This window comes from Paenibacillus sp. 1-18 (assembly GCF_000520755.1).
Taxonomy (GTDB): Bacteria; Bacillota; Bacilli; order Paenibacillales; family Paenibacillaceae; genus Paenibacillus; species Paenibacillus brasilensis.
In genome coordinates this window covers 1-13,253 of sequence record NZ_ASSB01000158.1, presented here as the reverse complement: position 1 = coordinate 13,253, position 13,253 = coordinate 1, and the positions used below count along the sequence as shown (strand labels likewise).

The 13,253-nt window shown below is 45.0% G+C and carries 14 protein-coding genes, 1 pseudogene and 1 riboswitch; of the genes and pseudogenes, 7 read left to right on the top strand and 8 right to left on the bottom strand.

Features of this window, described 5'->3' with window-relative positions; translation table 11 throughout:
• The 5 genes and pseudogenes from L693_RS0110245 to L693_RS0110225 form a co-directional block, all read right to left on the bottom strand.
• Positions 1-755 (bottom strand): annotated as a pseudogene (locus L693_RS0110245) (biotin/lipoyl-binding protein); the annotation flags it as partial.
• Positions 756-779: 24 nt separating this feature from the next.
• Positions 780-1,364 (bottom strand): TetR/AcrR family transcriptional regulator, encoded by a 585-nt coding sequence (locus tag L693_RS0110240; protein WP_025717183.1) that lies wholly within the window; start codon positions 1,362-1,364, stop codon positions 780-782.
• Positions 1,365-1,630: 266 nt separating this feature from the next.
• Positions 1,631-2,998: an ABC transporter substrate-binding protein gene (locus L693_RS0110235; protein ID WP_025717182.1), complete on the bottom strand. Its 1,368-nt coding sequence runs from the start codon at positions 2,996-2,998 to the stop codon at positions 1,631-1,633.
• A gap of 155 nt (positions 2,999-3,153) precedes the next feature.
• Positions 3,154-3,975, bottom strand: coding sequence for a carbohydrate ABC transporter permease (locus tag L693_RS0110230; protein WP_025717181.1), 822 nt, complete (start codon positions 3,973-3,975; stop codon positions 3,154-3,156).
• On the bottom strand, positions 3,972-4,934 hold the full coding sequence (locus L693_RS0110225) for a carbohydrate ABC transporter permease (protein WP_025717180.1): 963 nt from the start codon (positions 4,932-4,934) through the stop codon (positions 3,972-3,974). Before L693_RS0110225 ends, L693_RS0110230 begins: the two co-directional genes overlap by 4 nt.
• A 194-nt stretch (positions 4,935-5,128) precedes the next feature.
• On the opposite strand from L693_RS0110225, the gene L693_RS0110220 reads away from it, so the two are divergent.
• Complete coding sequence (locus L693_RS0110220; protein ID WP_025717179.1) at positions 5,129-5,449, top strand: hypothetical protein; 321 nt, start codon at positions 5,129-5,131, stop codon at positions 5,447-5,449.
• Between the two features lie 116 nt (positions 5,450-5,565).
• Here L693_RS0110220 and L693_RS0110215 read toward each other — a convergent pair whose 3' ends face one another.
• Positions 5,566-5,955, bottom strand: a complete 390-nt coding sequence (locus tag L693_RS0110215; protein WP_025717178.1) for a hypothetical protein — start codon at positions 5,953-5,955, stop codon at positions 5,566-5,568.
• Positions 5,956-6,297: 342 nt separating this feature from the next.
• Between L693_RS0110215 and L693_RS0110210 the strand changes: the two genes are divergently transcribed.
• The 6 genes from L693_RS0110210 (at position 6,298) to L693_RS31295 (ending at position 11,465) form a co-directional block, all read left to right on the top strand.
• On the top strand, positions 6,298-7,089 hold the full coding sequence (locus L693_RS0110210; protein WP_025717177.1) for a polysaccharide deacetylase family protein: 792 nt from the start codon (positions 6,298-6,300) through the stop codon (positions 7,087-7,089).
• Positions 7,090-7,202: 113 nt separating this feature from the next.
• Positions 7,203-7,514: a hypothetical protein gene (locus L693_RS0110205; RefSeq protein ID WP_025717176.1), complete on the top strand. Its 312-nt coding sequence runs from the start codon at positions 7,203-7,205 to the stop codon at positions 7,512-7,514.
• A 92-nt stretch (positions 7,515-7,606) separates the two neighbouring features.
• Entirely contained in the window at positions 7,607-8,257 is a 651-nt protein-coding gene (locus L693_RS0110200) for a class F sortase (RefSeq protein WP_231503595.1), read from the top strand.
• A 6-nt stretch (positions 8,258-8,263) separates the two neighbouring features.
• Complete coding sequence (locus L693_RS0110195) at positions 8,264-9,388, top strand: amidase domain-containing protein (RefSeq protein ID WP_025717174.1); 1,125 nt, start codon at positions 8,264-8,266, stop codon at positions 9,386-9,388.
• A gap of 75 nt (positions 9,389-9,463) precedes the next feature.
• A complete protein-coding gene (locus tag L693_RS0110190) occupies positions 9,464-10,966 on the top strand; it encodes an oligosaccharide flippase family protein (RefSeq protein ID WP_231503593.1) in 1,503 nt (500 codons plus the stop codon).
• Positions 10,967-11,192: 226 nt separating this feature from the next.
• On the top strand, positions 11,193-11,465 hold the full coding sequence (locus L693_RS31295; RefSeq protein WP_025717172.1) for an SRPBCC family protein: 273 nt from the start codon (positions 11,193-11,195) through the stop codon (positions 11,463-11,465).
• A gap of 372 nt (positions 11,466-11,837) precedes the next feature.
• Here L693_RS31295 and L693_RS0110180 read toward each other — a convergent pair whose 3' ends face one another.
• A complete protein-coding gene (locus L693_RS0110180; protein WP_025717171.1) occupies positions 11,838-12,395 on the bottom strand; it encodes a DUF1003 domain-containing protein in 558 nt (185 codons plus the stop codon).
• Positions 12,396-12,706: 311 nt separating this feature from the next.
• Positions 12,707-12,878, bottom strand: a riboswitch (M-box (ykoK) riboswitch).
• An 8-nt stretch (positions 12,879-12,886) separates the two neighbouring features.
• A complete protein-coding gene (locus L693_RS30545; RefSeq protein WP_197029866.1) occupies positions 12,887-13,123 on the bottom strand; it encodes a hypothetical protein in 237 nt (78 codons plus the stop codon).
• Between the last annotated feature and the right edge of the window lie 130 nt (positions 13,124-13,253).

Here is a 13,253-nt window from a genome sequence, read left to right as displayed (position 1 = left end):
CCTCCCCCTGCCGTAATTTCCTCCTTGCGGCTTCCCTCCCGCGCCATATCCAATTTTTGAGATTCTACGTTATACTTGGCCACTGCCTGTTGATGTTCCAATGTCGCCTGATCCAAAGATGCCTGGGTTGCTGCTCCGGCTTCTTGTAGCTTTTTGGCACGCTCCAGATTTTTAACGGTCAGGTCCAGCGTTTCCTTGGCTATCTTCACAGCTACTTGCGCTTGCTCAAGCTCTTGCGGTCTTGCACCGCTCTTGAGGGCGTCCAGCTTTGCTTTGGCGGCGCTCGCAGCCGCTTTTGCCTGTTCAATCTGGCTGGAGGAAGCCTCAGCGGTCACACTGACCGATGTCGTGCCTTGGCTTTTCTTGGCCTGAGCGGCACTCACAGTAGCCTGTGCCTGGCCTACTCCTGCTTGAGCCTGCAGTACAGCGGCTTTCGCTTTGGACACATTACTCTTGGCTGCCAGCAATGCAGCCTGTGCCTGCTTCACTTTATCTTCTAGCTCGCGACTTTCCAGATGAGCTAACACCTGCCCCTTTTTCACCTGATCGCCCTCTTTGACAAGCATCTGGTCAATCCGTCCTGCCATTTTAAAGCTGGCATTGAGCGTATCCGACTCCACATAAGCCGTAGGAATGGAAGAAGACTGATCCGCAGACAAGCTGCTGCCTCCGCGTGGAAAAGCAGTTAAGGCATAAATACCTACAGCGATTAAAATAATAAGTACGGCGTAAATCGAATATTTTTTAGCTTTCATGTTCTCATCACTCCCACTTGTCTATTAATGTTGCATCCCCAGCGCGTTACACACAAATAACTCAATACTTTCGCGAACTTCCTGCACATTCATCGTTTCGCCCCAAACCATTGACCGCATCGGAGCAAAAATGTAAATGCCAAACAGGCAATTTGCCGTCGTTTTCGCATCCAGCTTGCTCGAAATTTTCCCATAGAGCTTGCCAGAGTCGATCTCTGCCTCCATAAAATCAAAATAATCAGCCAGCACCTGCCTAATATTAAAATGCTGCTCTTGCGAAACCCATCCTTTACTGACCAGTAGACGGCAAAAATCCGGCTCTCTCGCAATAAACTCAATATGTACCTGGATCAGCTGGCGAACCCTAAGTTCTACCTGATCCTTAGGAGTTTGAGCCATCGCTTCATGGATATCCTGGACAAAACGTTCCATCCCCATCTTCAAGATGTAAATGTACAATTCTTGCTTATTTTTAAAATTATAGTACAACGTTCCTTTGGCGATGCCACATACCTTGGCGATCTCCTCCATATTCGTTTCATTAAAGCCTCGTTCGGAAAAAGCCTTGAGTGCGCCGTTAAAAATAATTTCCTTTGTCTGCTGTTTCATGCTTCCTCCTTTTTTGAACTGACCGTCCAGCACAAAAATTATGTATCCATTATAAGCCTATGCTTAGTTATCCAGCAATAGGAAAAATGCAAATCATTCATTTTAGACGTTTTGTCTAAGCAGTCATTCTAAAAGAGCATTTTGTATATAACGTAAAAAACGGATTGAATCAGTGAGGGGGTCACTTATTCAATCCGTTATTTTATAAAAGCTGCCGATAAAGGGGGACGTATTACAATTTACCAGCCGCTTTCAGGGAAGGCCGATTATTTTTTGACCGTTTGATTGTATTGCGCGATTTTTCCTGTAATTTCTTGTGCAGCTTGATCCAATGCCTGTTTTGGCTGTTGCTGGCCACTGAGAACTGCCTCGATTGCACCTTCAACAATTTGACGAGCTTCCGGGAATACACCCATCACAGCACCTTGTGTAGCGGTAGATTGCGCCGATGCATGCAATTGGTCCACCGCCGTCTGGAATTGCGGGTATTTTACCATATTGTCTTTAAGTACCTGCTCGTTATAAGCGGCTTTGGTGATCGGAAAGTATCCGGTATTCACACTCCATTGTGCCTGTACAGCCGGGGAAGCAACAAATTTAATGAATTCCCAAGCTGCTTTTTGCTGGGCTTCAGGCTTGTTGTTCATAATGTACAGGCTCGCGCCACCTACCACGACGCCGCCTTCTTTAGCATCATTTGCTCTTGGCAGGAATCCCGTGCCTACTTCGAATTTATCGCCAACCTGTTCCACAATATTACGCAGTGAAGCAGTGGAATCCAGAGTCATAGCAATTTGTCCTGCGGAAAAGGCTTTAGCAGTATCGTCCGAGTTACGTCCCAGATTGGATACAACCTTTTCATCAATCATTTTCTTCCACCACGTCAGCGTTTTCACACCTGCATTCGAATTCAGCAGCGATTCGGTTGCAACCTGATTGCGCCCGTTGCCATTGTTCACATAATCCGCATTCTGATTGGCAAACAATTGCTCCATAAACCAGCCATAGATGGCGATGGATGCACCGGATTTACCATCCTTGCTCAAGGCCTTGGCAGCCTTTTCGAATTCATCATAGGTTTTCGGAGGATTGGCCGGGTCAAGTCCCGCCGCTTTGAACGCATCCTTGTTGTAGTACAAAATCGGGTTTGACGTGTTGAACGGCATTGCGTTCAATTTACCGTCAATCGTGTAGTATCGCGTAATATTCGGCTCAAGCTGGGACAGATCGAACTTGTCTGCATCAATAAATTGTTGAACAGGTGTGATCATTTTGGAGTCGATCATGAATTTGCTGCCGATTTCATATACCTGAATGATATCCGGGCCGCTGTCAGAACCAAGCGACGCTTTCAGCTTGTTCAAGCTGTCATCATATTTGCCCTGGTATACAGGCTCTACCTGAATGTCCTTGTGACTGGCGTTGAAGTCAGCTGCGATCTGCTTGATCGCTTTTTCACCGTTACCGGACATCGAATGCCACCAAGTCAGCTTTACTGGAGAACCCGCTGCTGCCTCAGTATTACTACCATTATCCGGCTTCTCTGCCGCCGTATTGTTGCTGCAGCCTGCTGCAACCACCATCGCAGTCAGAATAAGCAGGGTCAAGGCACTTTTCAGACGAACAAATCTCATAATCTCTTTTCTCTCCCTTTGATTGAATCATAATCTCGCATACGAAAATCTTTTACGGTGCTTTTTCGTGATCAAGCTTTGTATATAGGCTGCTTGCGCAGGTGTTGCTGTTAACTTGGATATTAACTTTGAATCAGAACCTTAATATGGGCTTGTCAGCCTTTCAGCGCACCCGCTGCCATTCCGCGTACTAGCTGCTTCAGTCCAAAAATCAGCAGGAGCAGAGACGGTAAAATGACAAGCGCGGTGCCTGCAAACACAAGATTCCATGAAGTGGATTCCTGAAATTCGAGCATGGAAATCCCAATCTGTACGGTACGCATATTTTCGCTATTCGTAATCAGCAAAGGCCACAGGTATGAATTGTACATGTTCAGGAACGAATATACAGCCAGTGTTCCGAGTGCCGGGCGCGATAGCGGAAGCACATGGAACAGAAAGTAACGGATATGTCCACATCCGTCCATGCGGGCAGCCTCGAACAGTTCCTTTGGAAGCTGGAGAAAAAATTGTCTTAACAGAAAGGTTCCGAAGGCTGTTGCCAAAAACGGAACCGTCAGTCCCTGATATGTATCAAGCCAGTTCCAGCTGCGGACCGTCAGGTAATTCGGAATAATGGTCACTTCCCAAGGGATCATCATCGTGGCTACAAACATGCTGAAAATAAGATTTTTTCCCTTAAACTCCATTTTGGCAAAGGCATAGGCCGCCAGGCTGGCTGTAATGAGCTGACCGATCATCGTAAGGCCCGAAATGAGAAAGGTGTTGCCGATAAAGGCAGCTATCGGAACGATTTCAAACACTTCCGTAAAATTGGCCAAATGAAAGGAATGCGGAATAAAGTGCGGTGGATAGGCACTCGCTTCCTCAGGCGACATCACCGCCATAAAAAACGTATAGATGACTGGGTATAAAATCAGAGCAGCCGCTATCGTAAGCAGTACATACAGCAACGTTGAATTAAGGCGTCCTTTCATTGGTAATGCACCTTTCTTTCCACCCATTTGAACTGAATCATCGTAAGCAGCAGAATGACGACAAACAATACAATCGCCTGTGCGCTCCCCGTGCCAAATCGAAAATTAACGAAGGCCTCCTGATAAATGGAATATACGAACACATTCGTACTGTTCACTGGCCCGCCCTTGGTCAAAATGTTAATTTGCGCAAAAGACTGAAAGGCCCCGATGATGGAGACTACTGTCACAAAAAAGATCGTTGGCGATAGCAGTGGCATGGAAATACGCCAGAACGTGACCAGTGGACCAGCACCATCCATTTTGGCACTCTCATACATGTCGTCTGGAATCCCTTGCAGTCCGCTGGATAAAATAATGTAATTGAAGCCGAGATTCATCCAAATGGTCATGATGGCTACGGAGAGCAGCGCCCAATCTGGACTGGTCAACCACGGAACCGGATTGATATGTAGCAGGGAAAGCACGTAGTTGAACATCCCGAGTGTCGGATGAAAAAGGAACTTCCAAATGACGGCGGATGAACCAACCGACAGCACCATCGGTAGTGAAAACGCGAACTGAAAAATGTGCATTCCGCGTAGTTTGCTATGGGTGAGTGCAGCCAGCACGAGCGCCAATAAAATACCTACAGGGACCGTCAATAGCGCAAACAGGAGTGTGACCTTGATCCCTTGTAGAAACTGCCCCGAGCTGAAAAGCACAGTAAAGTTGTCTAAACCTACATAAGCCGCAACGTTTCCTGCTGGATCTGTGGAATGCAGGCTGAGATAAACTGACTTCAACATCGGATAAAACATAAATACAGCAAACAAAATGAGAGATGGAGCCAAAAAGGTATACGCGAGCGCATTTTCGCGCAGTCTCTGTATTTTTAGCGAACCTGTGCGTATACGGGCCTTAGATATAGCCAGTTGCTGGCTCGTCCCGAGTCTCATTGATTTGTTAAGCTCACTCAAAACGGAGCACCCCTTTCTTTTCAAACCAACCTCAGTAAGTGTATCGTTTTGATGTAAAGGGAACATCAAGTGGACTGGAGTATAATGTTAATTTTCTCCTCTTTGTAAAAAAAGCTCCTTTTCATAGGTATACGCACAATGACATAGACTCCTGCATACGATGCATCATTACATGGTATGGAGGTTAGAGGCGAATGTCGTACAGCACCGTCAGTCCACAAACGTTGTATCAGGCCAGACCGGAATTACAGACAGAGCTTCCAAAGGTTCGGCAACACCTGCATCAAAGGCTCAAACCACACATCAATCAGACCGTCCGCGTACAAACGATGGATCATCATGTGTATGAAGGAACGATTGTTCACATCGACGCCGATCATCTGTATATAAGGGTTCCTCAGCCTCATCATTCGCCTTCCCCAGGTACCCCAACCCCTTATCGTTCCTATACCTACAACAATGTCATTCTGCCGCTGGTGCTGTACACGCTACTGGTGATAGTACTGCTGAGCTGATGACCGATCCATCCAGTTGCATGACAAAAAACCTCCAAATTCGTGAACAGCCGACCATCGGCATATTACGAAGTTGGAGGTTTTACATATTTATTTTACATTTTATAAATGAAGCATTACATAAGATATAAATGATTACTTGCCTCTATACCCGATTCCCGTCCCAGGACAGCTATAAAATACTCCAACGTGTCTGTATGCGGAAGATACCTAAATACCTCACGCTCATTCCGGTTCATCAGAACAACATTTTCGCTTGAATCAAGCGGATCCCTTTCCAGCTTGGCCGATGAAATATGGTGATAGTTAATGAACTTGACCCATGGAGTTCCAGCAGTGAAACAACAAAAAATGAGCCGTTTGGACGTCACCGCCAATATCCCACAGCATGGTGCGTCCTGCGGGCTCGGTTGCCAATCATACGTACAACGAATGCATGACCGGATATGTTCGCCCGCCTCTAATATCTCGCTAATAGCTCGTAGTTCCTCTTCCTTTGTGTTCATCCCGTCTCATCTCCTGTTCGAGGCTGAGGAACGAGTCGCTTGTATATCAAGAATTGGGTGAGCTTCTGCGGCTTGTCCCTCAACCTTATTCGTTTTCAGCCAGATTAAGAGTTTTACGAACGGACAAAGACCTACCTCAACTGTTCATTGAAACAAGGATGGATATGTACAATTTAACATGGTAATGGGGAGTAATCAACAAGCAAGCTACCACTCTTTTTGGAGCATGATTTGATGGTCAGGATCATGCTGAAAGCTGTGCTAATTTCGTAAACAAAGAATGGTATGCGTTCCTTCTTGGCAAGCTAATGCGAGAAAACGTCAGAACGGAGAAGATGCCAGATGAAATTTAACCGATTACTGTCTGCAAGTATCACTGTTTCCTTGTTCTGTGCCAGCTTTTGCCCGACACCCTATACCGATACAATACAGGCCGCATCGTACGCCTCTCCTGCTCCAACAAAGGGTAGAGCCTATTATGAGGAACGAGGGGATATTGTATGGGAAGTTCCTACCCCTCGCAAGGTGATTGCCCTCACCTTCGACGATGGCCCTGATGAGAGTAAAACGCCCGCCATTCTGGATTTGCTCAAGCAATACGACGCCAAGGCGACCTTTTTTGTCGTCGGCAGCCGTGTAGAAAAACTCCCGCACATTGTGAAGCGGGAACGAGAAGAAGGTCATGATGTCGGCAACCATACCTTTCATCATCCATCCTTCCATCGTATTTCCCGTAATAAAGCTCTGTCTGAAATGGATCAAGGCCAAGCCAGCATCGTTCAAGCAACGGGGACAGAAACCCATCTTTTCCGCCCACCGGGTGGTTCCTATAACGATACGCTCGTTAAACTATCTAAAGAAAAAGAGCTGAAAATAATTTTATGGTCCTGGCATCAGGATACCCTGGACTGGCGAAAATCCGGTGTACACCGCATCGTCAATAAGGTACTTCGCAATGCCCGCAACGGCGATATCGTCCTTATGCACGATTATGTATATAAAAGTACCCAAACCGTTGAAGCCCTCAAAATCATTTTACCTGAGCTGAAGAAAAGAGGGTTTACCTTCGTCACCGTATCCGAGCTGCTTGCCAATCGTAAGACGCCCGAAGGACTTATTGAAGTGAACAAATGAAAAATAGGGAGTATATGAGGTAAATATTACCTATGAAAATCATTGGCTACATAAAACGTTCTTCGTACGGAAAATATATTTATGAATTACCACTATCTCAAGGAGGCAACAACATGAAAAAAGCAATTTTGACTGTAGCGTCCCTGGCTGTATTTTTGTCAGCAGGATCGATGGTATCTGCGTCTGCACCCGCAACTGAAAAGCAAGAGCACAACATGCACCAACATAAAGTTAAGGCTCACGCGAAGCATGAACACAAGCTGCACGCCAAGAGCAAGCATGAGAAAGCTCATAAGCTGCATGCACGTGAAGCTGCACCTGGCAAAATCATCGGAGGAAAAAGCATTCATGCGAAAAGTATGAAAGCAAAGGCAACTAAATTGCCAAAAACCGGATTTGGTGGCGCGAGCGAGCAAATGAATTAGGGAGGGTCAAAAGGAGAGGGTTAGCTTGTAAACCCTCTCTCTTTCTTCATATGAACAATAAGTGGATCATTCGTATCATAGTGGGATTGATTTTGCTGGGTAATACAAGCTGTTCGTCTTCAGCTGAACATCATGGTAACTCCATCCACGTCCCGGCTAAGCCTGAAATTCAACAACTTAAAACGACAAAGACCATACAGATTACAAATAAACCTTTTCCAGGGATCATTCCACATAAAATCGATATTCCTGCGGTTCGTATTCATTCGATAATAGAACCAGTAACCTACTTAGAAAATGGTCAAATGGGCGTTCCAGGTAATACGGATCGAGTAGGATACTTATCTACTGGTATATTGCCAGGAGCAGCAGGTAATGCAATTATGGACGGGCATGTTGATACATACACGGGCCCAGCAGTTTTTTATCCTCTTAAAAAACTGCAAAGGGGAGATTTCGTGTATGTGACTGGTGGTGGCGGTTGTAAGCTTCAGTTTGTTGTGGAGTCGGTAAAATTTTACCTAACCTCCGAAGCACCGATTCAGACGATTTTTGGCCCTACAGAAGAGCACCGTTTAAACTTGATTACCTGTGCCGGACGCTACAGTCGAAGCAAGAAGGAACATGAAGGGAGACTGGTCGTCTTCACCAAATTGGCACACAAGAATTCAGCCTGTGAGAAACTTACGCTTCAAAACAAGGACAATTCCAAAAATAACCCAATCATTTTTCAAGGAGAATGAATAAATGTGCTTAGGATCAGAAAATTACAATTGCTGTGCATGATCTTAATACTCATCCCTGCTTCCAGCTTCTCTTTATTTCGTGCACAAGCCGAGCCAGCTAAACAAGATAACGTTGTCCCCTTTCTTCAAGAGCTGTTTGCTGACCGTACCCGGTTGTTGATGGATCAGGATAAAAAACATATCAAGGACCATTACTTGTTAACAGATAAACGAAGCAACTACGCGTACCTTCATGAAATGAACAGGACCGAATACCTTCAAGAATGGGCCAAACACCGTAATCTGAAAATTGTGAATGCGGAAAGCTCCATTCGGATAGCCCGAGCCGAAGTATTGGGCGATACAGCAAAAGTGTCCCTTGTTCAATCCTTGAAATTGAGTTATGAGTATCTCGATAACTATCCAGGTCAGCACGATTTTGGAATTGGAACTCGTCATGGTATTACTTTGAAAAAAAAAGATAATCGTTGGTACGTGGAACGTGAATGGTATTCAGATCCTCTGGAAGAGAATTCAAAAAAGATTCAAAAATCCGATTTATTTTTTACTCCCCATAAAGATGCCGCAACACCAGAGAGGGTAATTCATAAATACAACCGAGCACGCGCCGTTGATTATGCTAACAAATATGCAGGAACGACATGGGGAGCTGGTAATGGCCAGCGATACAACCAAAAATACCTGGATTATAACTCCAGAGGTGGCGACTGTACCAACTTTTCCTCCCAAGTTATCGGGGACAAGGAGGAAGGCGGTGGGCTTCCTATGAAATCAGGGTGGCATTACTTGTATGGCAATGGTGGAAGCCAAGCCTGGGTTCAGACAGACGCATTTAAAAATTTTCTGATACGCTCCGGCTATGGAAGGATTATAGGACAAGGAAGCTTCTCCGATATTGTCCAATCGGTTAACGAGCGGCAGCAGCATCTCGACAAACCCCAGTTGCTTCCAGGTGATTTAATTGCTTACGTATTAAACGGAGATGTTGACCACTTCTCTGTTGTAGTCGGATTTGATCAAAGTGGATACCCTTTAGTCAACTCCCATACCGCAGACCGTTTCAAAGTTCCCTTTGACCTGGGATGGGATAAAAACACTAAATATTTGTTGATTCATATACACGATTAAGCACATATCTCTTAAGACTTGTTCATATCCCGGAGGTTGCTGTCATATTAATAATATGGACAGCTTCTAACTGGGGTGAAAAACGATTTGAAATTGCCTCTTATATTAAAACAAACCATGGTGAGAGCTAACGCGATGATTGTCGTAAAAGCCATCGGCCTGGTTGGAAAAGTATTCATGACACGCCTTGTTGGTGCTGAAGGAATAGGTCTTTATCAGCTAGCCTATTCCTTCTATGGCTTAATATTGATGATTATTTCAGGGGGATTGCCGACAGCTTTGGGTATGTTTACAGCGAAGCATACAGCAAGAGGCTGGCGGTTGTTCAAAGTTTTTGCAATATTTCTGATTATCACAGGTTTGGCATGCAGTGTCTTAACCTTTTGGCTATCAAAGCCGATCGCTTATTTGCTTGGCTATCCGAAGCTCGATGTTGTAATTCGATGCTTTTCCCCTGCTATACTGGCTGTTCCCTTGCTAAGTCTGCTGCGCGGATATTTGCAAGGTCTTGAAAGATACACCGCGATTGCTCTTTCGGAAATCATAGAACAAACCGCCAGAATCGGTACTTTAATGTGGCTAGTGCCCATTTTTATTCAATCCGGCATCGAGCTTGCTGTAGGCGGAGCGGTATTGGGAACTTTTACAGGCGCGTTGTTAGCCTTCGCTATGCTTACTGCTATTTTTATGTACAATCGTCCTTCTGTCGCTATATCTCCCCCATCGACACGAACAGATTTACCTTTGGTGGTACATGCTTCATTTGCTATTGCGCTTACACGCTTGCTTAACCCGGTTTCCGACTTTATGGACGCGATTATCATCCCTCAACGATTACAGGTTGCTGGCGTTTCTTCCAAAGAAGCAGCGGAGATGTTCGGTATTGTCACAGGTATTGCTCTTGTCGTGGCATATATGCCTACCTTGATTACAGGCTCATTAACACACACACTCACAATGAAAATAACCGCAGATTGGCAAAATAAGGACTATAGCTTATTCTACAAAAAAAACCAGGCGGCCCTTCAGATAGCATGGGTCTGGGGATTAGCCTCAGGTTTTTTCATTTTTGAATATGCCTCAGAAATCTCACTATTTGTTTTTGGTATACAAAATGCCGAGATCCCCATAAAATCATTAGCAATGTTACCATTACTCGTCGGATTGCGGGAAATCACAACAAGCATCTTATGGGCACAAAATCGGAAGAAAACTCCCTTTATTGGGCTTGGCACAGGAGTTCTTGTCAACTTCATGATTCTTTATTCCTTAGTTGCCATTCCCGGACTTGGATATGCCGGTATGTCTCTGGGAATCATCATGCTGGAGCTGATCGCAACAGCCTGGAATTTCAAAGCCCTGGAACTCTTTCAGCGAACCAACTCCCGTACAGCCGTTATGCTGTTAGTGGATATTCTGGTTTTTGAAGTCATTCTTATTATGGTTACACTGTGTTCCAAGCTGCTATCCTCATTGGGCTGGCCGGAGACAGGCCTTATCATTATAGAAATACTTCATTACTGTTTTTGGTGCGCTCTCTATTTAAAAGTACGCTTAAAGAGGGTTTTCGAAGAATAGACAAGGCCTCGCACAAGTTTATTCAACTCGTGCGAGGCCTGATCTGGTTCATTAATATATCGACCTCTAAATCAGCTATTTCCATCTTCCTCTTGTCGAACTGGTCAAGTACTATCAGCCTGACTGCTCGTGCTGGTCCCGCCAGTTCTCATCTGGGAAACCTGCTTCGACACCCCTGGAGTCAATCTCCTTCGACGTCCGCGAAGGCGGACGTTACCGCTACACAATGGTCAATAAGGAGACCGGCCAGGAGTATCTCACCGGAGGTGTGTTCCTTGACGTCATTCCTTTCGAACGGCTCGTCTTCACCTGGGGTTACCCCGATGCTCCCTTCAAGGACTCCCCTGTCGTGACCCTAACCCTCACCGCACAGGGTGATCGCACCGAGATGATCTTCCACCTACGCGGTTTCGCTGGTCACCCCGGCGATCAGTACGTGTACGACGGCTGGTCTCATACGCTCGACAATCTGTTGACGCACCTTCGTGACCAGAATTAGTACACGGCAGCAAGAGCCTTCACGGCCTCCCGCAAGTTATGATTCTGCTAACAGAATGAAAGAGCACAGTGATGGAACAGAACCATCGCTTTTTTCGTTCAACCTTGCTATTGAACAAACTGGGAACGTTAGTTCAATGAAACAGCGACAGTCTAGAGCTTTATTTTCCCATCCTAACCTACCGCTGTTTCTTTTATTGTAGTTATCAAAACTTTAATTTCAACGAACATTTAAAAAATGGACTCATACCAGTTCCCCAGTCGAGCCCTTTACATCTACTCTAAATTAAACTGATTCCGCATATAATACACTCCGGCAATCTTAATCATATCGGGCGAAAACTTTTCTACGGAGATCCATTAAACTAAAGGGTCATTTGTGTTCTTCATTCATTCGGTTGTTTAGAACAAGTAAGAGTTTTTTAATCTCAATCAGTTCGCCTTCGATCCGATGAAGGTGGCTCTGCATATCGTCAATCTCTTGTTCGGCTTTGTAGTTGATCGCGAAGTCAATGATCGATTCATGCTTATCCCTTGCAGCTTGGCGGTTCTGACTCATCATAATGACAGGAGCCTGGAATGCTGCGATAAAGGACAAACACAAGTTCAACAAGATGAATGGAGGTTCATCGAAATGAAAGCGAGTAAACGGCAAGCTGTTCAAGAGTATCCAGATGGTCAGAAAGATAGCGAAATAAGTAATAAATCTCCAGCTACCGCCGAATGATGCAATCCGATCCGCAAGACGATCTTGCCAGCTTGTCGTTCTTTGGTACGCTTCATCTAAATGGGAAAGAATGCTATTTTCGTAACTATCGACTAGCCGATCAATACGACGAGTATTTTCCTGATTCAATTCAATATCAAAGCCTTGAATATGAGCAGTGCTTTTATTTTGCTGCTTTTTTTGAAAAAAATTCATTTTTGACATGTCGACTGCCTCCTTGTTTTAAGGCAGTCAGGCTCAATACTACCCCTGTAGGAGAGGAGTTGCAACCATACTCAATACGGTATCTAGTTTTAACCCGACTGCCAATAGACTCACTGGTTCTGGATCCGGTTCAGACGAACTTCCACTACTCATAGAATGGTTCAACCCCTCTCCCATTATCATGTTATTGGCTCCATATTTTACTGATCACACGGGAACCATATCACAATACCTACCACATTAAAATAAAAACGCCCCTCATCTCAACTGAAGGGGCGTCGTTCTACATGCAAGATAAAGCATGCAAATATCCGCTTCCCCCAAGTTGAGCTTTGGCACTATACGACGTAAAAGAACCAAAGTTCTTTAGCCACATTAAGAAGAGCCTTAATCCGGCAATTCCTGTTATACCCATTGGCATCTTTCGAGGTTTCCGGGCAGTGGCTTATGTTCGTATAGGAGCCTCACCTAACGAGGACATCAATATTTCCCTAGCAAGCATACTGCTGTCTAAATGTGCTGTCAATCCAAATATATTTACTATATTGCACCTGGTGACAGCGACGCTGCCACTCCCCCTTATAATGCAAAACAAAAAGTTGCTGTGGCGAAGGTGCGGCAAACAGGTAGTCTACAACTTCCACCATATCATCACTCAACGGCTGTACTACACATATTCCTATCTGGCTTAACGCTGCTGCAAATAGTTCATTATCCGACTTTAACACTTTATATCCTATGCTTCATGCTGATCACCTCAAATAGCTATTCGATGAATTGTGTATAAATTCCTTCAATGTAATAAATACCCATTACCAATTATGAACCGCACCCCAAATCTTAGACACATGATATAAT